The sequence below is a fragment of the Massilia sp. TS11 genome (assembly GCF_022012445.1).
In the GTDB taxonomy this organism is placed as follows: domain Bacteria; phylum Pseudomonadota; class Gammaproteobacteria; order Burkholderiales; family Burkholderiaceae_D; genus Telluria.
Map to the genome: position 1 here is coordinate 13969 of NZ_JAKLTS010000010.1, position 22240 is coordinate 36208.

General features: G+C 64.8%; 22 protein-coding genes. 11 read left to right on the forward strand and 11 right to left on the reverse strand.

Annotated elements, in window-relative coordinates:
- The first annotated feature begins 17 nt into the window (after window positions 1–17).
- Window positions 18–788: a hypothetical protein gene (locus LZ005_RS15565; protein WP_237809066.1), complete on the forward strand. Its 771-nt coding sequence runs from the start codon at window positions 18–20 to the stop codon at window positions 786–788.
- Here LZ005_RS15565 and LZ005_RS15570 read toward each other — a convergent pair.
- Complete coding sequence (locus LZ005_RS15570) at window positions 774–1943, reverse strand: DNA cytosine methyltransferase (RefSeq protein WP_237809284.1); 1170 nt, start codon at window positions 1941–1943, stop codon at window positions 774–776. The two genes, LZ005_RS15565 and LZ005_RS15570, sit on opposite strands and share 15 nt — an antisense overlap.
- Before the next feature lie 108 nt (window positions 1944–2051).
- Between LZ005_RS15570 and LZ005_RS15575 the strand changes: the two genes are divergently transcribed.
- On the forward strand, window positions 2052–2477 hold the full coding sequence (locus LZ005_RS15575) for a very short patch repair endonuclease (protein ID WP_373889338.1): 426 nt from the start codon (window positions 2052–2054) through the stop codon (window positions 2475–2477).
- Here the strand turns inward: LZ005_RS15575 and prfA are convergent.
- From prfA to LZ005_RS15590, 3 genes are all read right to left on the reverse strand, one after another.
- Complete coding sequence (gene prfA, locus LZ005_RS15580; protein WP_237809068.1) at window positions 2466–3542, reverse strand: peptide chain release factor 1; 1077 nt, start codon at window positions 3540–3542, stop codon at window positions 2466–2468. The genes LZ005_RS15575 and prfA overlap by 12 nt on opposite strands.
- Before the next feature lie 54 nt (window positions 3543–3596).
- Window positions 3597–4871 carry a glutamyl-tRNA reductase gene (gene hemA / locus LZ005_RS15585; RefSeq protein ID WP_237809069.1) on the reverse strand — a complete coding sequence of 425 codons (1275 nt, stop codon included), beginning with the start codon at window positions 4869–4871 and terminating at the stop codon, window positions 3597–3599.
- A 66-nt stretch (window positions 4872–4937) separates the two neighbouring features.
- A complete protein-coding gene (locus LZ005_RS15590; RefSeq protein WP_237809070.1) occupies window positions 4938–5627 on the reverse strand; it encodes a response regulator transcription factor in 690 nt (229 codons plus the stop codon).
- Between the two features lie 134 nt (window positions 5628–5761).
- Between LZ005_RS15590 and LZ005_RS15595 the strand changes: the two genes are divergently transcribed.
- Window positions 5762–6262 carry a hypothetical protein gene (locus tag LZ005_RS15595; RefSeq protein ID WP_237809071.1) on the forward strand — a complete coding sequence of 167 codons (501 nt, stop codon included), beginning with the start codon at window positions 5762–5764 and terminating at the stop codon, window positions 6260–6262.
- On the opposite strand, the gene minE is transcribed toward LZ005_RS15595, so the two are convergent.
- From minE to minC, 3 genes are read right to left on the reverse strand one after another with little or no spacing between them, the layout of a single operon-like run.
- Window positions 6259–6510 carry a cell division topological specificity factor MinE gene (gene minE, locus LZ005_RS15600; protein WP_237809072.1) on the reverse strand — a complete coding sequence of 84 codons (252 nt, stop codon included), beginning with the start codon at window positions 6508–6510 and terminating at the stop codon, window positions 6259–6261. The genes LZ005_RS15595 and minE overlap by 4 nt on opposite strands.
- Before the next feature lies 1 nt (window position 6511).
- Entirely contained in the window at window positions 6512–7327 is an 816-nt protein-coding gene (gene minD, locus LZ005_RS15605; protein ID WP_237809073.1) for a septum site-determining protein MinD, read from the reverse strand.
- A 25-nt stretch (window positions 7328–7352) separates the two neighbouring features.
- Window positions 7353–8117, reverse strand: a complete 765-nt coding sequence (gene minC, locus LZ005_RS15610; protein WP_237809074.1) for a septum site-determining protein MinC — start codon at window positions 8115–8117, stop codon at window positions 7353–7355.
- Window positions 8118–8276: 159 nt separating this feature from the next.
- Here minC and lplT point away from each other — a divergent pair, with 159 nt between their 5' ends.
- The 7 genes from lplT to LZ005_RS15645 all read left to right on the forward strand — a co-directional run bounded on the left by lplT (window position 8277) and on the right by LZ005_RS15645 (window position 14681).
- Entirely contained in the window at window positions 8277–9551 is a 1275-nt protein-coding gene (gene lplT / locus LZ005_RS15615) for a lysophospholipid transporter LplT (protein WP_237809075.1), read from the forward strand.
- Window positions 9552–9712: 161 nt separating this feature from the next.
- Window positions 9713–10573, forward strand: a complete 861-nt coding sequence (locus tag LZ005_RS15620) for a LysR substrate-binding domain-containing protein (RefSeq protein WP_237809076.1) — start codon at window positions 9713–9715, stop codon at window positions 10571–10573.
- Window positions 10574–10749: 176 nt separating this feature from the next.
- Entirely contained in the window at window positions 10750–11928 is a 1179-nt protein-coding gene (locus tag LZ005_RS15625; protein ID WP_237809077.1) for an acetyl-CoA C-acetyltransferase, read from the forward strand.
- Window positions 11929–11991: 63 nt separating this feature from the next.
- Window positions 11992–12732: a beta-ketoacyl-ACP reductase gene (locus LZ005_RS15630; protein WP_237809078.1), complete on the forward strand. Its 741-nt coding sequence runs from the start codon at window positions 11992–11994 to the stop codon at window positions 12730–12732.
- A gap of 81 nt (window positions 12733–12813) precedes the next feature.
- Window positions 12814–13770, forward strand: coding sequence for a prolyl aminopeptidase (gene pip, locus LZ005_RS15635; protein WP_237809079.1), 957 nt, complete (start codon window positions 12814–12816; stop codon window positions 13768–13770).
- 1 nt (window position 13771) lies between these two features.
- Entirely contained in the window at window positions 13772–14218 is a 447-nt protein-coding gene (locus LZ005_RS15640) for a DUF2721 domain-containing protein (RefSeq protein WP_237809080.1), read from the forward strand.
- Between the two features lie 7 nt (window positions 14219–14225).
- Window positions 14226–14681 carry a hypothetical protein gene (locus tag LZ005_RS15645; protein ID WP_237809081.1) on the forward strand — a complete coding sequence of 152 codons (456 nt, stop codon included), beginning with the start codon at window positions 14226–14228 and terminating at the stop codon, window positions 14679–14681.
- Here the strand turns inward: LZ005_RS15645 and LZ005_RS15650 are convergent.
- From LZ005_RS15650 to LZ005_RS15660, 3 genes are read right to left on the reverse strand one after another with little or no spacing between them, the layout of a single operon-like run.
- Complete coding sequence (locus LZ005_RS15650; protein ID WP_237809082.1) at window positions 14669–15211, reverse strand: SRPBCC family protein; 543 nt, start codon at window positions 15209–15211, stop codon at window positions 14669–14671. The genes LZ005_RS15645 and LZ005_RS15650 overlap by 13 nt on opposite strands.
- Window positions 15212–15259: 48 nt before the next feature.
- Window positions 15260–16633, reverse strand: a complete 1374-nt coding sequence (locus LZ005_RS15655) for a DUF1501 domain-containing protein (RefSeq protein WP_237809083.1) — start codon at window positions 16631–16633, stop codon at window positions 15260–15262.
- A 21-nt stretch (window positions 16634–16654) separates the two neighbouring features.
- The gene (locus LZ005_RS15660; RefSeq protein WP_237809084.1) at window positions 16655–18763 is read right to left on the reverse strand and encodes a DUF1800 family protein; all 2109 of its coding nucleotides are present in this window, start codon (window positions 18761–18763) and stop codon (window positions 16655–16657) included.
- A gap of 227 nt (window positions 18764–18990) precedes the next feature.
- Here LZ005_RS15660 and LZ005_RS15665 point away from each other — a divergent pair, with 227 nt between their 5' ends.
- Window positions 18991–21015: an NADPH-dependent 2,4-dienoyl-CoA reductase gene (locus tag LZ005_RS15665; protein WP_237809085.1), complete on the forward strand. Its 2025-nt coding sequence runs from the start codon at window positions 18991–18993 to the stop codon at window positions 21013–21015.
- A 50-nt stretch (window positions 21016–21065) separates the two neighbouring features.
- On the opposite strand, the gene LZ005_RS15670 is transcribed toward LZ005_RS15665, so the two are convergent.
- Window positions 21066–22187 carry a beta-ketoacyl-ACP synthase III gene (locus tag LZ005_RS15670; RefSeq protein WP_237809086.1) on the reverse strand — a complete coding sequence of 374 codons (1122 nt, stop codon included), beginning with the start codon at window positions 22185–22187 and terminating at the stop codon, window positions 21066–21068.
- Window positions 22188–22240 lie beyond the last annotated feature (53 nt).

Here is a 22240-nt window from a genome sequence, read left to right on the forward strand (position 1 = left end):
GATGAGCGCGGATTCAATTGTTCCTGCTCGTTATGCACGCTACTTACACCTTTGACTTTCTAACGACGGTCTCACGTCAACTGAGTGACCAACTGGAGGGGATGGAATCGACTGCGCTCAATTCCGGCACTTTGAGGCAGCTTTCTAATTTTCAGGATAAAGTTGGTTCACGCCAGGGCGTATACGTGCTCTATTACGCCGATGCCCCGGTTTACCTAGGTAAGGCCGAGAACGTTAGCGCCCGTTTGTTTCAGCACCTTGAGAAACTGCGTGGCCGGCGCGGTATCGATCAGGCAAAGATTGGATATAAAGCGCTCCTACTTGGCAAGAGCATGAGTACAGCGGCCAACGAGAATATTCTCATCAACATCTTCAAAGAGCGCCACCCAGACCTATGGAACGGGAGAGGCTTTGGCCCAAAGGATCCAGGGAAGGAGCGCGATACGACGAAGCCTGGTTGGTTCGACCAAGCATTCCCGATTGAACCAGCGTATCCGATTACCTTGACTGAGGTGGTGCAAGGGGCAATCGAGATCGGCAAGCTTTTCGAACAGATGAAGGCTCAGCTACCTTATGTGTTCCGATTCGACATCGATGCCGATCTCTTGCGTGAAACGATCGATATCACACAAGTCCCATGTGACGCGCGAAGTCTTTTTCAGGCCGCAATCGACAAATTGGGTGTGAATTGGAAGGGCGCGATTCTAAGTTATGGGATGGTGTTGTACCGCACGGACAAGACATATCCGTACGGGGAGGAGATTACTGCGCGCTTAGGCAGCGCGTAGTTGGCTGCACACACTGTCGGCGATCGCGGATGCAAGCCGGACGGGAACGGCATTACCCAACTGCCGCATGACTTCGCCCCAGGATCCCTCAAATACAAACTCATCCGGAAAAGTCTGAATCCGCGCGGACTCGCGTACGGTGAAATATCGTACCGATCCGTCGTGGCGACGAAGCATGTTCTCTCCACCGGGGACGCCGTGGTCTCCTGCCTTCAGAGCTTTCGCCGGCTCGTCCATGGGGCTACCCGTATGGCCTGGGTACGCGCGGGCACCCGGTTGGAATTTGTGCGCTTGATGCTTGTTCGAGGCCTTGCTCGACTCCGGGTCGGGTAGGTCATGGATTGCGTCCCGAACAGTCCTCCAGGGCATGCTTGGAGTTTCGCCCACTTGCTCTCTCAGTCGTTCCAATTTGGTGGCAATACCTTCAGGTGGCGCCGGACGGTGCCGTTTGGCGACCTTATGCCTGTCCCAATACTCGCCCGAGTCCCATTGGTCGAGCAGCAGCGCCGCTTCGCTATGCGTCTCGCTCGGGAAGGTCCAGGGGCGGTGCATATCGGCCCGAAAACCCACGATGAACACCCGCATGCGCTTCTGGGGTACGCCATAGTTGGCGGCGTTGACGAGCCGCGTTACCAGGTGATATTCGCTCGGTCGACCCTTGGTCTTGTGTTGCTCGAGCCGCTTCAAGTGAGCAAGCCACTCCTCGCCCCGCTTGGCCAGCAAAGACGGAAATTCCAGTTGAAGCTGGATGTAATTGAAGTAGTTGAAAAATGCGGAGCGCGTCAGGCCGCGCACATTCTCAAACACGAATGCTTTGGGACGTGTTTCGCGTACCGCCCGTATGGCCTGGGGAAACATGTCGCGCTCGTCCAAAAAGCCGCGGTGCTTGCCCCCCATTGAGAAGGGCTGGCAGGGCGGGCCACCGGTGACTAGATCGATACCGCGAAATTCATCGTAGTCAAACGTCCGCACGTCGAGTTCCGACACCTCCGGCCAATGGGCGATCGGGTGGACTTGGAGTCGGCGGTTAAGGCGAATGGTTTCACATGCGTGACGATTCCACTCAACAACGGCTCGGTGGAGCACGCCATTCGCGGAAAAGCCGAGGGCGAGGCCGCCAGCGCCGGCAAAAAGTTCGAGTGATTGCAGTGCCACGTTCAAGGACCTGATAAGTAAGCGCCTGAGCATTGTACTGTACCGATGTACAGTGTCAATTCATCGTGCCCTGGCCTACACTAAAGCGTGGGGGGGAAATGAACAATTGTGGACACGATCTCGGCAGAGGAACGGAGCCGCCTTATGGCGCGCGTGGGTGGCAAGAACACTGCACCCGAGCGCGAGGTACGTCGAGCCTTACACGCCTTGGGTTATCGCTACCGATTGCATGATCGCGCGCTTCCGGGAAAGCCGGACATTGTATTTGGCGCGCGACGCAAAGTGATTATGGTGCACGGATGCTTCTGGCATCGGCATTCCGATTGCCCGTTTGCCCGTATCCCGAAATCGAGAGTCAAGTTTTGGACTGAAAAGCTCGAAGGCAATCGCCGCCGTGACCAGCACGTCGTGGAGCGGCTGCAGTCTCTGGGATGGGCGGTTCTAGTGATCTGGGAGTGTGAGATTCGCGATCGGGCGCATTTGAATGCGCGCTTGCGGGCCTTTCTCGGCCCGACGCGGGCCTCAGTCCCCTAGCGCGGCCAGCAGCTCGGCCTGGTGCTCGGCCGCCAGCGCATTGCTCAGCTCATCGAGGTCGCCGTCCATGATGGCGTCGAGCTTGTACAGGGTCAGGTTGATGCGGTGATCGGTCATCCGGCCCTGCGGGTAGTTGTAGGTGCGGATGCGCTCCGAGCGGTCGCCCGAGCCGATCAGGCTCTTGCGCGTGGCCGCTTCCTTCGATTGCTGCTCGCGCAGCTGGATGTCCTTGATGCGCGCGGCCAGCACCTTCATGGCCGAGGCCTTGTTCTTGTGCTGGCTGCGGTCGTCCTGGCATTCGACCACGATCCCGGTCGGCAGGTGGGTGATGCGCACGGCCGAATCGGTCTTGTTGATGTGCTGGCCGCCGGCGCCCGAGGCGCGGAAGGTGTCGATGCGCAGCTCGGCCGGATTGATCTGCACGTCCTCGACTTCATCGGCTTCGGGCAGCACCGCCACCGTGCAGGCCGAGGTGTGGATGCGGCCCTGGGTCTCGGTGGCCGGCACCCGCTGCACGCGGTGGCCGCCCGACTCGAACTTCAGGCGCGAATAGGCGCCGTGGCCGATGATGCGGACGATGACTTCGCGGTAGCCGCCGAGGTCGGAGGCCGACTCGCTGACCATCTCGACCTGCCAGCGCTGGCGCTCGGCGAAGCGGGTGTACATGCGCAGCAGGTCGCCGGCGAACAGGGCCGATTCGTCGCCGCCGGTGCCGGCGCGGATCTCGAGGAAGATATTGCGCTCGTCGTTCGGGTCCTTCGGCAGCAGCATCTTCTGCAGCTCGAGGTCGAGCGCCGCCTGGCGCGCGCGCGCGGCCTCGATCTCGTCGCGCGCGAACTCCTTCATCTCGGGATCGGCCAGCATCTCCTGGGCGGCGGCGCTGTCACCCTCGGTCTGCAGATAGTCCTTGTAGACGGCCACCAGCGGGCCCAGTTCGGCATGCTCGCGCGTGAGCTTGCGGTACTGGTCCATATTCCCGGTGGCCTCGGGCTGGGCCAGCAGTTCATCCAGTTCGACGAGTCGGTTGGCCAGTTGATCGAGCTTGGCCAGCATCGAGGGTTTCATAGGGCGATAGCGGAAAAGAGATGGGGCCGCGCGCGGCGGCCGGGCAGGGCGCGCCTAACGGCGGCCGCGGAACAGCTGGGGCAGCAGCGAGGCCAGGCGCGCGCGTTCGTCGCCCTTGGCGTGGTGCAGGGCTTGCTGCGGCCCGTGCAGGAATTTGGCGGTCAGGCCGCGCGACAGGGCCTCGAGCACGGCCTCCGGGTCCTCGCCGCGCGCCAGCAGCTTGCGCGCGCGTTCGAGTTCGTGCAGGCGCAGCGCTTCGCTGGTGTCGTGCAGGTCGCGGATCAGGGGCACCACGGCGCGGTCGTCGACCCAGTGCATGAAGGACTGGACCCGGGTTTCGATGATGGCTTCGGCCTGGGCCACGGCGGCGCGGCGGCTCTCGATGCCCGACTGGACCACCTTGCCCAGATCGTCGACCGTGTACAGGAAGACGTCGTTGAGGCGGCCGACTTCGGCCTCGATATCGCGCGGCACGGCCAGGTCGACCATGAACATCGGCTTGTGGCGGCGCGCCTTGATCGCCCGTTCGACCAGGCCCAGGCCGATCAGCGGCAGCGAGGAGGCGGTGCAGGACACCACGATGTCGAATTTGTGCAGCTCGTTGGGCAGGTCGGCCAGGCGGATGGCGCGCCCGTCGAAACGGCGCGCCAGCGCCTCGCCGCGCTCCATCGTGCGGTTGGCCACGGTGACCGATTTGGGCAGCTGGGCGCCGAAGTGGGTGGCGCACAGCTCGATCATTTCGCCGGCGCCGATGAATAGCACGTGCTGCTCGCGGATGGTGTCGAAAATCCGTTCGGCCAGGCGCACGGCGGCCGCCGCCATCGACACGCTGGCGGCCCCGATCTCGGTCGTGCTGCGCACTTCCTTGGCGACCGAGAACGAGCGCTGGAACAGCTGGTGCAGATAGGTGCCGAGGCCGCCGTATTCTTCGGCCACGCGCACCGCGTCCTTCATCTGGCCGAGAATCTGGGGTTCGCCCAGCACCATCGAATCGAGGCCGGACGCGACCCGGAACGCATGCCGCACGGCCTCGTGCTGGGGCAGCAGATACAGGTGCGGGCGCAGCTCGGAAGGATTGACCTTGTGGAAGTCGGCGAGGAAGTGGGCCGCCGCGTCGAGCGCGTTGGGCACCTCGGAGGCGGCATACATCTCGGTGCGGTTGCAGGTCGAGAGGATGGCCGATTCGTCATTTCCGCGCGGCTCGATGCGGGCGAACCACTGGCGCGCGGCCTGCACCGCCTGACCGATCTGGTCAGGGCCGAACGCCAGCCGTTCGCGCAGGGCGACGGGCGCGGTCGTGTGGTTCAGGCCAACGGCAACGAGCTGCATGCAGGGTGGGGCGTAAAAGGATAGCCGCCATTATAGCCGCAAAGCCGGTGGGGAATTGCACGCGCCTCAGGCGCCCAGCTTTTCCAGGCGGTAGCCGTAGCTGTAGACGGGCACCAGGCGGTAGCCGTTTTCGGGGCGCAGCTGCAGCTTGTTGCGCACGCGCGAGACATGGGTGTCCATCGTGCGCGAGGGCAGGGCGGTCTCGCGGATCCAGACCGATTCGTGGATGAAGGCGCGCGACAGCGGCCGCCCGATATTGCGGAAGAACAGCAGCGCCAGGTAGAACTCCTTGTGCGTGACGTCGACCGCCTGGCCGTGCATCAGCAGGCGCCCGGGCCGGGTTTCGAACACATACGGGCCGAATACCAGCTGCTCGGCTCCGCTCTGGCTCGGGTAGGCGCGCCGCAGCTGGGCCTGGACGCGCGCCGTCAGTTCGCCGCGGCGCAGCGGCTTGACCAGGTAGTCGTCGGCGCCGGCGGCCAGGGCCTGGACGATATCGTCCTCGCCCGCATTGGTGGTCAGGAACAGCACGGGGCCGTTGCCGCCCATTTTTTCCTTGGCGCGCTGGAGCACCTCGACCGGGTCGGTCTCCGCCCCCGGCCACTCCATGATCAGCAGCTCGAACGGGTCCTTGCGCATGGCGGCCAGCGCGTCCTTGCCAGTCTCGAAGCCATGGCAGCTATGGCCGGCCACGCTCAAGACCTGGCAGATGAGGTCGACCTGGCTGCGGTCACTGTCGAGAACGGCAATTCTCATGGGGAAGCTCGTTCTGAGGGGAAAATGGTTAGCTTGATATTACAGAGTTTTACAATCGACGGCTACAAAACCGACTGGCCATCACTGCGCTACACTGGCCACGGTGTTGCGAAAATGGTCAATGGAGGTGGGGTATGGCCAAGCTGGCGGCGAGTGCCTGGACGGTATTGCCGGGTAGTAAGAAAGATATTGAACGACTGCGCGCCGACTGCCGCCGCCTGGTGCGCCGGCGTGCCGCCATCGCGGCCGGTCTGGGCGCTGTGCCGATTCCCGGGGTCGATGTGCTGTCCGATGTCAGCCTGTTCGCCCTGATGGTGGAAGACATCAACCAGGCCTTCGGTCTGACGCCCGGCCAGATCGACCGCCTGCATCCGCGCTACCGCACGCTGGCCTACGAGGCGGCGGCCGGGATCGGCGGCATGATGGTGGGCAAATTGGTGACGCGGGAAATGGTGCTGGCCCTGCTGCGCCGCACCGGCATGGCCGGGCTGGGCCGCTATGCCGGCAAATTCGTGCCCCTGGCCGGCCAGGTGGCGGCGGCGGCGATCGGCTTTGCAGTGTTCCGCAAGATGGGCTACCAGCATGTGGACGCCTGCGCCGCCGTGGCGCAGGACGTGCTCGACAAGACGACTTAGGCGTCCGGCAGCACCACGTTCACGTCGAGCACTTCCAGGTTGCCCTGGCGGTCGAGCGAGATCTTGATGTCGTCCGGGTTGACCTTGGTGTACTTCGAGATGACTTCGATCAGCTCGCGGTGCAGGGCCGGCAGGAAGTCCGGGCCGCTGCGGTGATGGCGCTCACGCGCGATGATGATCTGCAAGCGCTCCTTGGCCGCGCTCGCGCTCTTCTCTTTTTTGGGAAACAGGAAAGACAGCAGGGCCATTTCACTTCCCTCCGAACAAACGTTGCAGCAGGCCCGGCTTTTCGTAAGTCGTGAACCGCAGCGGAACATCTTCACCCAGGAAGCGGGCGACCACGTCCTGGTAGGCCTGGGCCACGTCGGTTTCCTTGAAGTGGATCGCCGGATTGCCCTGGTTGGAGGCGTGCAGCACCTGTTCCGATTCCGGAATGATGCCGATCAGGGGAATGCGCAGGATGTCCTGCACGTCCTGGTGGGACAGCATTTCGCCGGCCTCGACCCGCTTCGGCGAATAGCGCGTGATCAGCAGATGCTCCCTGACCGGCTCGCCGCCGGACAGGGCGCGGCGCGATTTGGCCTGGATGATGCCGAGGATGCGGTCCGAGTCGCGCACCGAGGACACTTCCGGGTTGGTCACGATCACGGCTTCGTCGGCGAAGGTCAGGGCCATCAGGGCCCCGTGCTCGATACCGGCCGGCGAGTCGCAGACGACGAAGTCGAAATTCATGTTGACCAGCTCGTGCAGCACGCGCTCGACCCCTTCTTCGCTCAGGGCGTCCTTGTCGCGCGTTTGCGAGGCCGGCAGGATGAACAGGTTGTCGCAGTGCTTGTCCTTGATCAGGGCCTGGTGCAGCGTGGCCTCGCCATTGATGACATTGATCAGGTCGTAGACGACGCGGCGCTCGCAACCCATGATCAGGTCGAGGTTACGCAGGCCGACGTCGAAGTCGATCACGGCCGTCTTGAAGCCGCGCAGGGCCAGGCCGGTGGAGAAGCTCGCGCTCGAGGTGGTCTTGCCGACGCCGCCCTTGCCGGACGTTACAACAATGATTCGTGTCACAAGGAGATCCTTTTCTTAAACAGGTTTATGTGCGGGCTACCGGCTGCATCTCGATGCGCTCACCGGCAAGACGGACCTGGACCGGCTGACGCGCCAGGTCCTTGGGGAAACCTTCTTCAAAGGTACGATACACGCCGGCGATCGAGACCAGTTCCGGCTCCATAGCCAGGGCGAAGATGCGCGCCTCGGCGTTGCCGGCCGCGCCCGCCAGTGCGCGCCCGAACAGAGGCGCGTAGACGTGGATCGAGCCGTCGGCGATGACTTCGGCGCCATTGTTGACGGCGGCCGTGATGACCAGGTCGGCGCCGCGCGCATAAATACGCTGACCGGCGCGCACCGGCTGGTCGACATACACGGTGCTGGCGCTGGCCGGGGCCGGGGCCGGCGCGGGGCTCGGGGCCGGACGCGCGGCCGGAGCGGGCGCCGGCGCCGGCGCCGCAGCGGCACTCACGGCCGTGGCCGGCGCCGGTGCGTCCGGCGTGTGCTTGGCGCTGTCGTCGAGCGTCAGGCCGAGCGCGCGGATCGCGCCTTCCATGGCGGCGGTGGCGCCGCGCACGGCGACCGCGTTCAGGTTGTATTGCTTGAGCAGGGCGACCAGGGCGGGAAAGTCGATGGCCTGGTCCTGGATATTCGACACGTCGATGACGGCGAATTCGTCCTCGAAGAAGTCGGCCACGCCGCCCGTCATGCGGCGCAGGGCCGCTTCCACGTCGGCAGCTTGCGCCGAATGCAAGATAGTTGAAATTGCAACAACTGTAGAGATCTTGATTTCGACGGGATGCTTGGACATAGAACTGAGGGTAAATGGGCCACAACGTCGCCCAAAACGGGGCGCCGGCGCTGCATTCTACTTTGAAAACGGCGGGCTGGGGAGAGTCGTCGAGTTCGTCGGGCAGGGGAGTTTCGTGATATAAAGCGACCCACTCAGGCAATTTTGTAGGCTTCTTGGATGAAACGTGGTTTCTATACAATTATGGCGGCGCAGTTTTGTTCCTCGCTTGCCGACAATGCCCTGTTCATCGCCTGTATTGCCATCCTGACGACGATGCACGCGCCGGCCTGGATGGCGCCCTTCCTGAAGTGGTCGTTCTCCCTGTTTTACGTCTTGCTGGCGGCCTTCGTCGGCGCCTTCGCCGATGCCTATCCCAAAGGCAAGGTGATGTTCGCGACCAATATCATCAAGATTTTCGGCTGCTCGCTGATCTTCCTCGACGTGCATCCGGCGATTGCCTACGGCATCGTCGGCATGGGCGCGGCCGCCTATTCGCCGGCCAAGTACGGCATCCTGACCGAGCTGCTGCCGCCCGAACAGCTGGTGGCCGCGAATGGCTGGATCGAAGGCCTGACGATTGCCTCGATCGTGCTCGGGGTGGTGCTCGGCGGCCAGCTGGTCGGCAATCCGGCCTGGTACAACTATCTGCTCAGTTTCGACATGCCCGGCATCGACACCGGCATCGACACCCCGGCCGCGGCGGCCCTGGCCGTGATCACCGGTATTTACCTGCTGGCCGCGCTGTTCAATCTGCGCATTCCGGCCACTGGCGCCGTGTATGCAAAGCAGTACCACACGCCGGGCAAGCTGATCGAAGATTTCGCCCATTGCTGCAGCACCCTTTGGCGTGACAAGCTCGGCCAGATTTCGCTGGCCGTCACCACCCTGTTCTGGGGCTGCGGGATGGCGCTGCAATACATCGTGCTGCGCTGGGGCCAGGAGCAGCTCGGCCTGACGCTGGCCAAGGCCACCGTGTTGCAGGGCGTGTTCTCGATCGGCCTGGCGGTGGGCGCGGTGACGGCGGCCAAGTTCGTCAGCCTGCGCCGGTCGCTGTCCGTGGTCTGGGTCGGGATTGCGATGGGCCTGATCGTGATGGTCATGACCCTGGTGCACCAGATCTGGCTCGCCTATCCGCTGCTGATCCTGATTGGGGCCCTGGCCGGTTATTTCGTCGTGCCCATGAATGCCCTGCTGCAGCACCGCGGCCACGTGCTGATGAGCGCCGGCCACTCGATCGCCGTGCAGAACTTCAACGAGAACCTGTCAGTACTGACGGTGCTGGCCTTCTACGCGCTGCTGCTGCGTCTCGAAGTCGGCCTCGGCATCACGATCTGCCTGTTCGGCGGTCTGGTGGCCCTGGTCATGTACCTGGTGATCCGCCGCCACCAGGCCAACCAGCGCGAATTCGACAACGAAGCGCTGATCGGCATCGACCCCAAGGCCCCCCACTAAGCCAGAGTTTCCCCCCAAACAAATCGGGGTCAGACCCCATTTATCCGCACGGATAAATGGGGTCTGACCCCGATTTGTTTGGGGGGAAAGGTTTGGGGCTGTCATCGGGATTTCATCTTGCCGCTGCAGAATCGGGGGCTCGTTCATCGTGAATGGCTCTCATGTTGGAAATCCGTCACCTGCGCACCCTGCGTGCGCTGCGCTCGGCTGGCAGCCTGGTGCGCGCCGCCGAAATGCTGCACCTGACCCAGTCGGCCCTCTCGCACCAGGTCAAATTGCTGGAGGACCGCTTCGGCGCGCCTCTGTTTGAACGCAAGTCCCTGCCGGTGGTGTTCACCGCCGCCGGCAGCCGTCTGCTGGCCCTGGCCGATCAGGTCCTGCCCAGCGTGGAACAGGCCGAACGCGATGTGGCGCGCATGCGCGCGGCGGAACCGGCCGCCCTGCGCCTGGCGCTCGACTGCCCGGCCTGCTTTGAGTGGCTGCTGCCGGTGCTCGCCCAGTTCCGCCTGCGCTGGCCCGATGTGGCGATCGACGTGGTGGAGGAGGGCGCGGCCGATCTGGTGCTCGGTGGCGCACCCGACTGGGCCCTGTTTCGCCAGGAATGGGTGCTGCTGCTGCCGGCCCGCCATCCCTTGGGCAGCCTGCGCCGGCTGGCGGCGCGCGATCTGCGCGGCCAAACCCTGCTGCGCCTGCAGCACCAGCGCGGCGCCGATCCGCTCGTCGACATGCTGCTGGCGCCGGCCGGCATCGACCTCGCCCAGGTTGACTGCCCGAGCGTCGGCGCCCTGGCCCATGCGGTCGCCTGCGGGCGCGGCATCGCCGTGCTGCCGCGCTGGGCCGTGCAGCCCTATCTGCTCGACGGCCTGCTGCAGGCGCGTCCGCTCGGCGAGCCGGGCGCCTGGCCGGAGTTCGGCCTGCGCGCCACCAGCGCCGTGCTGGGCCTGGCCTGTGTGGCCGATCTGGCCGGCCTGCTGCGCGCCCACGCGGCCGAGCATTTGCGGGGTGTCCGCCTCGCCATCTGATGTCATTGATGCAGATCAAAACACTCCGATTAGTTGGCCGGAGAATGCTTGTCTTTTGCAGGAAGTCGGCCCCTGTTGCTTTGCTGTGCTTGCCGGATACGTCAAGTCGCCAGCACGGAAACAACTGGTTAGAATGAAAGTTCGTCATCAACATACGTGAACCGAGGAGCGTAAGCATGGAAGAGGTGGTGATCGTCGCGGCGGGCCGTACCGCAGTGGGCAAATTCGGGGGCAGCCTCGCGAAAGTGCCGGCAGCGGAACTGGGCGCCACCGTGATCAAGGGCCTGTTGGCCAAAACGGGCATCGACCCGGCCAGCATCAATGAAGTCATCCTCGGGCAGGTGCTGACGGCTGGCTGCGGCCAGAATCCGGCGCGTCAGGCCGTCATCAAGGCCGGTCTGCCGGATATGGTGCCGGCCTTCGTCGTCAGCAAAGTCTGCGGTTCCGGCCTGAAGGCCACCCACCTGGCGGCCCAGGCCATCCAGTGCGGCGACGCTTCGATCATCATTGCCGGCGGCCAGGAAAACATGAGCGCCTCGCCGCACGTGCTGCCGAATTCGCGCGATGGCTTCCGCATGGGCGACGCCAAGCTGGTCGACACCATGATCGTCGACGGCCTGTGGGACGTGTACAACCAGTACCACATGGGCATCACGGCCGAGAACGTCGCGAAGAAATTCGACGTCACGCGCGAAGAGCAGGACCAGTTCGCTCTGGCCTCGCAGGCCAAGGCCGAAGCGGCCCAGAAGGCCGGCAAGTTCAAGGACGAAATCATTCCTGTGGAGATCGCGTCGAAGAAGGGCAACGTGGTGGTCGACACCGACGAATACCCGAAGCACGGCAGCACCTACGAATCGCTGGCCGGCCTGCGCCCCGCCTTCAGCAAGGACGGCACGGTCACGGCCGGCAACGCCTCGGGTATCAATGACGGGGCCGCCGCGGTGATCATGATGTCCGCCTCCAAGGCGCGCGAGCTGGGTCTGACCCCGCTGGCCAAGGTCAAGGCCTATGCCTCGTCCGGCCTGGAGCCCTCGATCATGGGCATGGGCCCGGTCTCGGCCTCGCGCGCCTGCCTCAAAAAGGCGGGCTGGACGCCGGCCGATCTGGACCTGATGGAGATTAACGAAGCCTTCGCCGCCCAAGCCATCGCGGTGAACAAGGAAATGGGCTGGGACACCAGCAAGATCAACGTCAACGGCGGCGCCATCGCCCTCGGCCACCCGATCGGGGCCTCGGGCGCGCGCGTGCTGGTGACGCTGCTGCACGAAATGATCCGGCGCGACGCCAAGAAGGGGCTGGCCAGCCTCTGCATCGGCGGCGGCATGGGCGTGGCCCTGGCCGTGGAACGCGCGTAATCCGCATCCTGTGAGCGCCCGGCCATACGGGCCGGGTTTGGACAATAAAAGAGGAGATAAGACATGGCACGAGTAGCATTGGTAACCGGCGGTATGGGTGGTCTGGGCGAAGCAATCTGCATCAAGATGGCCGCCCTCGGTTACAAGGTCGTCACCACCTATTCGCCCGGCAACACCAAGGCCAAGGATTGGCTGGCGCAAATGAAAGAGCAGGGCTATGACTTCCACGCCTACCCCTGCGACGTGGCCGATTACGCCTCGGCCCAGGCCTGCGTGGCCGAGATCGAAAAGGACATCGGCCCCGTCGATGTGCTGGTCAACAACGCCGGCATCACGCGCGACATGACCTTCAAGAAAATGGACAAGCCGAACTGGGACGCCGTCATCGGCACCAACCTCGACTCGGTCTTCAACATGACCAAGCCGGTCTGCGATGGCATGGTTGAGCGCGGCTGGGGCCGCATCATCAATATCTCCTCGGTCAATGGCCAGAAGGGCGCTTTCGGCCAGACCAACTACTCGGCCGCCAAGGCCGGCATGCACGGCTTCACCAAGGCGCTGGCGCTGGAAGTGGCGCGCAAGGGCGTGACCGTGAACACCATCTCGCCCGGCTATATCGGCACCAAGATGGTGATGGCGATTCCGGCCGAAGTGCTGGAGACCAAGATCGTGCCGCAGATCCCGATGGCGCGCCTGGGCAAGCCGGAAGAAGTGGCCGGCCTGGTCGCCTACCTGGCCTCGGACGAGGCGGCCTTCGTGACGGGCGCCAACATCGCCATCAACGGCGGCCAGCACATGTACTGATGAATGGGGGGGCGGCGTCCTGCCGCTCCCTGGCGCGGGCGGATTCGTTACAATGTGCCATTCCATCCCGCCGCCGCCGCCATGACTGCCAGTGCCACCCCCCTGTTCCCGCCGATCCAGCCGCTGCGCCATGGCATGCTCGAGGTCGACGAACTGCACACCATCTACTGGGAAGAAGTCGGCAATCCCCAGGGCCAGCCCGTGCTGTTTCTGCACGGCGGCCCGGGCGCCGGCCTGTCGCCCCAGCACCGGCGCTTCTTCGATCCCGAGCACTACCGCGTGATCCTGTTCGACCAGCGCGGCGCCGGCCAATCGACGCCGACCGGCGAGTGGCGCAACAACACCACCCAGCTGCTGATTGCCGACATCGAACGCCTGCGCGAGCTGATGGGCATCCGCCAGTGGCTGGTGTTCGGCGGCTCGTGGGGCTCGACCCTGGCCCTGGCCTATGGCGAAGCGCATCCCGAGCGCTGCCTCGGTTTCATCCTGCGCGGCATCTTCTTGTGCACGCAGGCTGAAATCGACTGGTTCCTGCACGGGGTCGAATGGTTCTATCCGGAGCTGTACGACGAGTTCGTGGCGCCGATTCCGGCCGCCGAGCGCGCCGATCTGCTGCAGGCCTATGCGCGCCGCCTGTTCAGCGACGATCCGCGCCAGTACTGGCCGGCCGCGCGCGCCTGGTCGCGCTTCGAGGGGCGGCGCGTGTTCCTGATGCCGCAGCCGGAAGACCCGCCCAATGATGTGCTGGACCTGGGCGTCGGCCGGCTCGAATGCCATTACATGGCCCATCTGGGTTTTTTTGCCGAGGACGAATTGCGCCGCAATGTCGGCCGCATCGCCCATCTGCCCTGCGTGATCGTGCAGGGCCGCTATGATGTGATCTGCCCGCCCGTTTCGGCCTACCGCCTGCACCAGGCCTGGCCCGGCTCGCACCTGCGCATGGTGGCCGATGCCGGCCACGGCGCCATGGACCCGGGCATCACGGCCGCCCTCGTGGCCGCCACCGAAGCATTCAAGCTGCACCAGCGTTTCGACTGACATGAACATCCAGATCAGCGACATCGGACACATCATCCAGCTGTCCATCGCCCCGGTTTTCCTGCTGACCGGCGTCGGCACCAATCTGATGGTGCTGACCAACCGGCTGGCGCGCATCATCGACCGCACGCGCGTGCTCGAAGACAAGCTCGACCTCGGCTACAACGAAGACCACATGGAGGAGCTCGACGTGCTGTTCCAGCGCATGGGCCTGATCAACACGGCGATCACGCTGTCCGCCATCTGCGGCCTGCTGGTCTGCTGTGTGATCGCCATGCTGTTCCTGGCCGATACCACCGATCTGCCGCTCGACAAATACGTGGCCGCCGCCTTCGTGCTGGCCATGATCGCCCTGACCACGGCCCTGCTGGTCTTCCTGCGCGAGATCTTCATCGCCTCGCGCAGCCTGCAGTCGCGCCGCCACACGCGCCCGCCCGTTCAACAGTGAGTTTCCCATGCAAGACTACCAACGCCCGCCCACCCTGCACCGCTATGGCCAGCGGGCCGATCTCGAACTGGCCCTGCGCGAGGGCCAGTTCCGCCTGGTGCCGCACGGCCCCTGCCTGAGCCTGAGCTTTTCCAGCGCCTGGGACCAGCGCCTGTTCGACGTGCTGGCCCCGGCCGACTGCTGCCTGGTGATCCATCACACCGAAGCCTTCGGCGAGCGCCTGCACCGCGCCGTGCAGCAGCTGCTGCCGGCCTGGGCCGGCATCGACGGCGCCATCGACTACGCCGGCCGCTCGCCGCTCGGCCCGATCTTCTGCAAGGACCCGGCCCAGAAAATCCTCAAGGAATGGATGTTCGCCTGGCGCCCGACCACGCCGGGTACCAGCCTGCATCCGGTCACCGTGCGCATGGGTAATCTCGAAGCCTTCGCCGAGCTGCGCGCGCGCGACGCCTACCTGGCCTGAAGCTCGCCCTCGAGGCGGGCGCGCACGGCCTGCAGCATGCGTTCGATGTCGGCGCGCACGATGGTGTTGCCGAGCAGGCGAGGAATCGAGAAATTCGGCGCCAGCCGGCCGCTGTAGCGGATGCGGGTGCCGCCCTCGGGGGCCAGATCGAATTCCCAGCGGCAGTTGTAGTGGCGCATATCGCCGCCGGCCAGGCTGATGTCGATGCTGCTGATCGGGGTTTCGCGCACGTCCACGAACAGGTGGATGTCGCGCGCGAAGAACAGCCAGCTGGCTGTGCCAAATTGTTCAAGCCGCACGTGATGGCCGTCGCGCGCGAGGATGCGCGCCCGGCGCAGATCGGGCACGAACTCGGGCATGCGCTCGTAGTCGGTCAGCACGCGCCAGACCGTGAACGGGTCGGCACGCACGGTGAGCGAGGCCTGGATGCTGAACAGCTCGTCCTGGCGCGCGACCTGGACCGCAATGGGTCCAGCCCGCGCGCTCAGGGCCCAGCACAGCAAGAGGCCGAGTAGGCAGGCGCGCAACATGCGCCCTAGGCTAGTGCAAAACACTGCCTAAGGGCAAGTACGCACGCTTCAGTTCAAGAAGCCGAGGTCGGTGACCGGGAAATTCCCCAGCTCATTCTTGAACACCTGGTTGGCCAGGGTGTCGGGATCGGCCCCGAACCATTTGCCGATGGTGGCCCCGAACTGCTGGTTGGAGATCTGCGGAATCCAGGCGCCGCGCCCGGTGGCGTCGTCCTGCCCGCCGAGCGTGAAGTCGGGGAAGGCGCCGTACAGGCCGCCCTTGACGGCGCCGCTGATGACCAGGTGGTGGTTGCCCCAGGCATGGTCGGTGCCGCCCGAGTTCGGCATGAGCGTGCGGCCGAAGTCCGACATCGTGAACGTCGTCACGTTCTGCAGCGCACCGATCTCGGCCATCGCCAGCTGGAAGGCCGCCACCGCCGCCGACACCTGGCGCAGCATGTCGAACTGCTGGTAGGCCTGGCCGCCGTGGGTGTCGAAGCCGCCCTGGGAGACGAAGAACACCTGGCGCCCCGGACCCTGGGTCTGGCGCAGCTTGATCAGCTGGGCCACGGTGCGCAGCTGCACGCCGATCGATGTACCGGGGAAGGGGGTCGAGAGCGCGCCGCCGCTATTGGCCGCGGCCAGGTCGGTGACCAGGTCCATGCCCTGCAGCAGGGCCTTGTTGGCGGTGTCCGCGATCAGGTTCGGATGGTTGGCGCTGAGGATGGCGCGCAGGGCATCCTGGCGCGCCTTGGCTTCCGAGGCCGGCCAGAAGTTCATGCCCGCCAGGCTCAGCTGGCCGCTCTGGGGCAGCTGGTTGCCGTGCGTGGTCTTGCCTTCGATGAAGAGGCCGCCCGTGCCGAGGGCCACGGCATCGAGGTGGCCGCCGGTGCCGAGCGCATCGACCAGGCGCCCGCCCCAGCCGCTGGCGGCGCCGGCCGGGCTGCCGGCCTGGTTCTGCAGGGTCTGGTCGGGGTGGGAGAACAGCTGCGGCGGCACCGCCACGCCGGCCACATACTGGGCCTTGGTCAACGGCTGGGTCAGGCTGCCCATGTTCAGCACGCAGGCCACCTGGCCCTGGCCGTAGAGGGCGTCGATCTCGGGCATGCCGTAGTGGAAGGCGAACGGCTGGTTGACCGGATTGGCCACGGCCTGGGTCGTGGCCGAGCGGCCCGGGCACAGGGTGTTGGCCGCAGTCGACAGGGCCAGGCCGGCGCTGCCGCGGATCTGCTGGTATTTCGGATAGCGCACGCCGTCGAGCGGCACGATCATATTATTGCCATCGTTACCGCCGAACATATACAGGCAGACCAGGGCCTTGTAGTCGCTGACGGCGGCCTGGGCCGGACGGGCCCCGAGCAGGCCGATGGCCGAGAGAGTGCTGAGCATGCCAGCCTGGGCCGACAGTTTGAGAAAACCGCGGCGCGAATGCGAAGTCGTCATGGTGTGGATCCTTTCGATGTCTTATTGCTGCACCGCGAATTCGCCGGTGATCGCCGTCAGGTACAGGGCCGTGATGGCGCGCTGCTTGTTGTCGCTGCTGGCCAGGATGGCATTGCCGATCTGGCTGCGCGCCGTGGCCGACATGCGGCCCTGCAGCAGATTGGCGTCCACCATGTTCAGCAGGGCGGTCGGGTCGCCGGCCACGTTCACATACGGTGTAATGTCGAAAGCCACCATGCCGTTGTACTGGCCCGTGATGAAGTTGTAGAGGAAGTTGGCGCGGGCGATGGCCAGGCTGGGCGCATAGATCTGGAACTCCGGCCCGTGGTAGCCGGGGTTGCCAGGCAGGCGCGTCAGCGGCGAGTAGAAGTTGAACACGCTCGGCGAATTGGCGATCTTCTGACCCAGCAGGAAGTAGTCCCAGAACAGATTGGACGGATCGACGAGGGTCGCGTTCATCGCACGCATCAGGCTCAGCGAGTGCAGCATCGGGTCCTTCAGATGGCCCTGGCTGCCCGTGGTCTGCAGGGCTTCGGGGTCGGTCAAGATGGCGCGCAGGGTGTCGGCCAGATCGCCGCGACCGTGCGGGCCATTGGCGAACACGTCGGCCACGCGCTGCACATAGGCCGGGCTCGGATTGCTGGTGGTGAAGGCGCGGATCAGGCGCGTGGCGATGAAGGGGGCCGTGTTCGGGTGGTTGAACAGCATGTTCATCACGGCGTCGAAGTCCGAGGTCGTGCTGCCGCCGCCGGCCAGGGTGTAGCCGTCGAGCAGGGTCTTGCTGCCCTTGTCATGGTAGTTGTCGCGCGGCTGCAGCGGACCGGTGAAGTTCTCCCAGTTGATGCCGGTGGCGCTCGGGCCCGTGTAAGTCCAGCCCGACAGGGCGCGCGAGAGATTGGCGATCGTGCTCTGGGTGTAGGTCGGGATGGTGTTGCCATAGCTGTCGAGCAGCGGCGTGCCATCGGTGTTCAGCTTGACCGTGCCGATCGTGAACAGCTGCATGACCTCGCGCGCATAGTTCTCGTTCGGGGCCGGCATCACACTATTGCCGAGGTCGAGATACTTGGCCATCGACGGGTTGAGCGACATCTCGCGCAGCAGATTATTGAAATTGCCGAAGGCGTGCTTGTCGAGCGTGACCAGCCAGGGGCGCATCTCATTGCCATACGGGTTCTTGTCGGCCGAGACGACGAACAGCTGCGAGAGCGCGAAGATCATGCGCTGGCGCAGCTGGTCCTTGCCATTGACCATATTCGTGAACCAGGCATTGCGCAGGGTGCTCAGGTCGGTGGTGTTGGCAATCGGGCTGGCCGGTACGTTCTGGATCTGATCGGTGATCCAGGCATCCACGCCCATCTGCTTGAGCTTGGCGATCTCGGCGGCCGTGGGGCCGAAGCTGGCCTTTTCGAGGAAGCGGGCGGCGGCCACGGTCTGGGCGTCCTGGGCCGGCTGCGGGCCGATCACGACCGGGGTCGGGGTCGGCGCCGGGCTCGGGCTTGGCGACGGGGACGGCGAGGGGCTCGGAGTCGGCGTGGGGCTCGTGCAGGTGCCGGTCTTCACGCTGTAGTTTTCGGCGCTGGTGCCGATCACCGGGCTGACCACCTTGATCGACAGGGTGCCGTTCGAGATGCCGGTCACATACTTGGCCTGCAGCTGGGTCGGCGAGACATAGGTCGTCGTCACCGGGGCGTTGCGGATGTAGACGAGCTGATCGGGCGCGTAGCGGGTGCCGGTCAGGGTCAGCGTGAATTCGCTGCCGCAGGGCACCAGGGTCGGCGTGATCGAGGCGATCGTCGGGGCGGCCGGCTTGAGCGTCAGCACCGTGCTGCCCGTGATGCTGGGGTCGCTCAGCGAGGTGGCCGTGATCGTCACCTGCTGATTCGGCGGCATCACCGTCGGGGCCACGTACAGCCCGTTCTGGTTGTTGATGCTGCCCACTGTGCTGTTGCCACCCACGATACCGTTGACGGCCAGCTTCATCATCTGGCTCTTGCCGTCCACCTTGGTGACAAACCACACATTACTGCCCAACTCGTACGGCGCGCTGCCCGAGAACTGGATGGTGACGGTCGCGGCGAATGCCGGTTGCGCCAAAGCCAGCCAGACCAGACTAGTCGGTAAAGCTTTCATAGGATTCTCCCTTTTTATAGAAATTGCGGAGAACCCCCAGCGCAAAAGCCGTGCCATGCGGTTTTGGGCGGAAATGGCTGACGGAATTTGTCGATCTGACGAAAATTATCATTAAAATAATCTTAAGGCGCAGAATGTCAGCATTTAATCTGCATACGATTAGAATCAAAGCACTAGTCAACTCGGGTTCTAATGCGCTGTTGCTTTCATAACCAAAAAGAAGAGACATGCCCGCCTATTCCCATCTGCTTGCCCCGCTCGACCTCGGCTTCACCACGCTCAAGAACCGCGTGATGATGGGTTCGATGCACACCGGCCTGGAAGACCGCTTCTACAACTACGGCAAACTGGCCGCCTTCTACCGCGAACGGGCGCGTGGCGGCGTCGGTTTGATCGTGACCGGTGGCATCTCGCCGAACCGCGAGGGCTGGCTGCTGCCCTTCGGCGGCACGATGAACTGGCTCGGCGACGTGCTCAACCACCGCAAGGTGACGCGCGCCGTGCACGAGGAGGGCGGCAAGATCCTGATGCAGATTCTGCACGCGGGCCGCTATGGTTATCAGCCTTTCTGTGTGTCGGCCTCCGATGTGAAAAGCCCGATTTCACCGTTCAAGCCCAAGGCCCTGAGCGAGGCCGGCATCGAGAAGACCATCCGCGCCTATGCGCGCGCCGCCCGGCTGGCGCGCCAGGCCGGCTATGACGGCGTCGAGATCATGGGCAGCGAAGGCTATCTGATCAACCAGTTCCTGTGCGCGCGCACCAATCAGCGCGATGATGGCTGGGGCGGCCCGATCGAGAACCGCATGCGTCTGCCGGTCGAGATCGTCAAGCGTGTACGCGCCGCCGTCGGCCCCGACTTCATCATCATGTACCGCCATTCGCTGCTCGACCTCGTCGACGGCGGTAATACCTGGGAGGAAGTGGTGCAGGTCGCCCAGGCGCTCGAAGCGGCTGGCGTGAGCATCATTAACACCGGCATCGGCTGGCACGAGGCGCGCGTGCCGACCATCGTTACCTCGGTGCCGCGCGCCGCCTTCGCGGGCGTGGCCGGCCTGCTCAAGCAGCGCGTGAAGATTCCGGTGGTGGCCTCGAACCGCATCAATATGCCGGACGAGGCCGAAGCCCTGCTGGCGCGCGGCGATGCCGACATGGTGTCGATGGCGCGCCCCTTCCTGGCCGATGCCGAATTCGTGATCAAGGTGGCCCAGAATCGCGTCGACGAAATCAATACCTGTATCGGCTGCAACCAGGCCTGCCTCGACCACACCTTCTCGAACAAGCGCGCGAGCTGTCTGGTCAATCCGCGCGCCTGCTACGAGACCGAACTGGTCTACAGCAAGACCAGCGCGCCGAAGAAAATCGCCGTCGTCGGGGCCGGTCCGGCCGGGCTGTCGGCGGCCACCGTGGCGGCCGAGCGCGGCCACGCGGTGACCCTGTTCGAAGCGGGGCAGGAGATCGGCGGGCAATTCAATATCGCCAAGCAGATTCCGGGCAAGGAAGAATTCCACGAGACCATCCGCTACTTCGGCCGCAAGCTGGCGCTGAGCGGCGTGCGCTGCGAATTCGGCAAGAAGGTCGGGCGCGAGGACCTGGCCGGCTTCGATGAAGTGATCGTCGCCACCGGCATCCGTGTGCGCAAGCCGGCCATCCCCGGCATCGAGCATCCGAAGGTGCTGTCCTACCTCGACGTGCTGCGCGACAAGCAGCCGGTCGGCAAGCGCGTGGCCATCATCGGCGCGGGCGGCATCGGTTTCGACGTCGGCGAGTACCTGCTGCACGACAGCAGCCATCCGCTGCCGATCGGGGTGGCGCAATGGGCGCGCGAATGGGGCGTTGACCTGCATGGACATCAGGCCAATGGCGGCCTGGTCGAAGCGGCCGCGCCGAACCCGATCCGCCAGATCTACCTGCTGCAGCGCAAGGCGAGCAAGCCCGGCGCCGGGCTGGGCAAGACGAGCGGCTGGGTGCACCGCGCCGTGCTGAGCCGCAATGGCGTGGCCATGATGGGCGGGGTGCAGTACAAGAAGATCGACGATGAAGGCCTGCACATCCAGATCGGCGATCAGGAGCGCCTGCTGGCGGTGGACCACATCGTAATCTGCGCCGGCCAGGACCCGCTCGACGAGCTGATGCCCACTGGCGAGCAGAGCGGTGGCCCGCGTTACCACAAGATCGGCGGCGCGGCCCTGGCGGCCGAGCTGGACGCCAAGCGCGCCATCCGCGAAGGCGCCGAACTGGCCGCCCGCCTCTAAAACTTACCTGCCAAACAAATCGGGGTCAGACCCCATTTTTCTGCCGAGACTTATTTCTTGCGGACGACGACGCAGCCGATCGAGTAGCCGGCGCCGAAGCTGCAGATCACGCCGTGGCTGCCGCTGGCCATGTCGGCCTGGTGCTTGTGGAAGGCGATGATCGAACCGGCGCTGCTGGTGTTGGCATAGGTGTCGAGAATCACCGGCGCTTCGCCGGCCTCGGCGTCGCGGCCGAGCAGCATGCGCGCGATCAGCTGGTTCATGTTGAGGTTGGCCTGGTGCAGCCAGAAGCGGCGGATCGCGCCGATCTCGAGCCCGGCCTTGCCGACCGTGTCCTTGATCATCTCGGCCGCCATCGGGCAGACCTCCTTGAACACCTTGCGGCCCTGCTGGCGGAACAGCTTGTCGGGCTGGCCGATGCCGCTCTCGTCGAAGCGGTTCATGAAGCCGAAGTTGTTGCGGATATTGTTGGAGAACTTGGTCTTCAGGCGCGTCTCCAGCACTTCCCATTGCTGGGCGCTGGTGGCGCTGTCGCCGGCTTCGAGGATGATGGCCGTGCAGGCGTCGCCGAAGATGAAGTGGCTGTCGCGGTCGCGGAAATTCAGGTGGCCGCTGGTGATCTCGGGGTTGAGCACGAGCACGGCGCGCGCCTGGCCGCTCTGGATCGCGGCCACCGCCGTCTGGATGCCGAAAGTGGCCGAGGAGCAGGCCACGTTCATGTCGAAGCCGTAGCCGTCGATGCCGAGCGCTTCCTGCACCTCGACCGCCATGGCCGGGTAGGCGCGCTGCATGTTCGAACAGGCGACCAGCACCATGTCGATGTCGGCCCCGCTCTTGTTGGCGGTGGCCATGGCCTCGCGCGCGGCGGCCACGCAGATCTCGGCCTGCAGCGACAGGGTCTCGTCGCTGCGCTCGGGGATGCGCGGGGTCATGCGGGTGGGGTCGAGGATGCCGCTCTTTTCCATCACATAGCGCGACTTGATGCCGGATGCCTTCTCGATGAAGGCTTCGCTCGAGGGTTCGAGGGCGCTGCAGGTGCCGGCCGCGATCTCAGCCGCATGTTCGGCGTTGTAGAGTTCGACGTAGGCGTTGAAGGCGGTGACCAGCTCGGCGTTGGAAATCGACTGGGCGGGGGTAAACAGCCCGGTGCCGCTGATGACGACAGATTGCATTGTTATTCTCTCTGGGGGGGGGGTAAGTCCGGCCAATTGTACACAATGGCCCG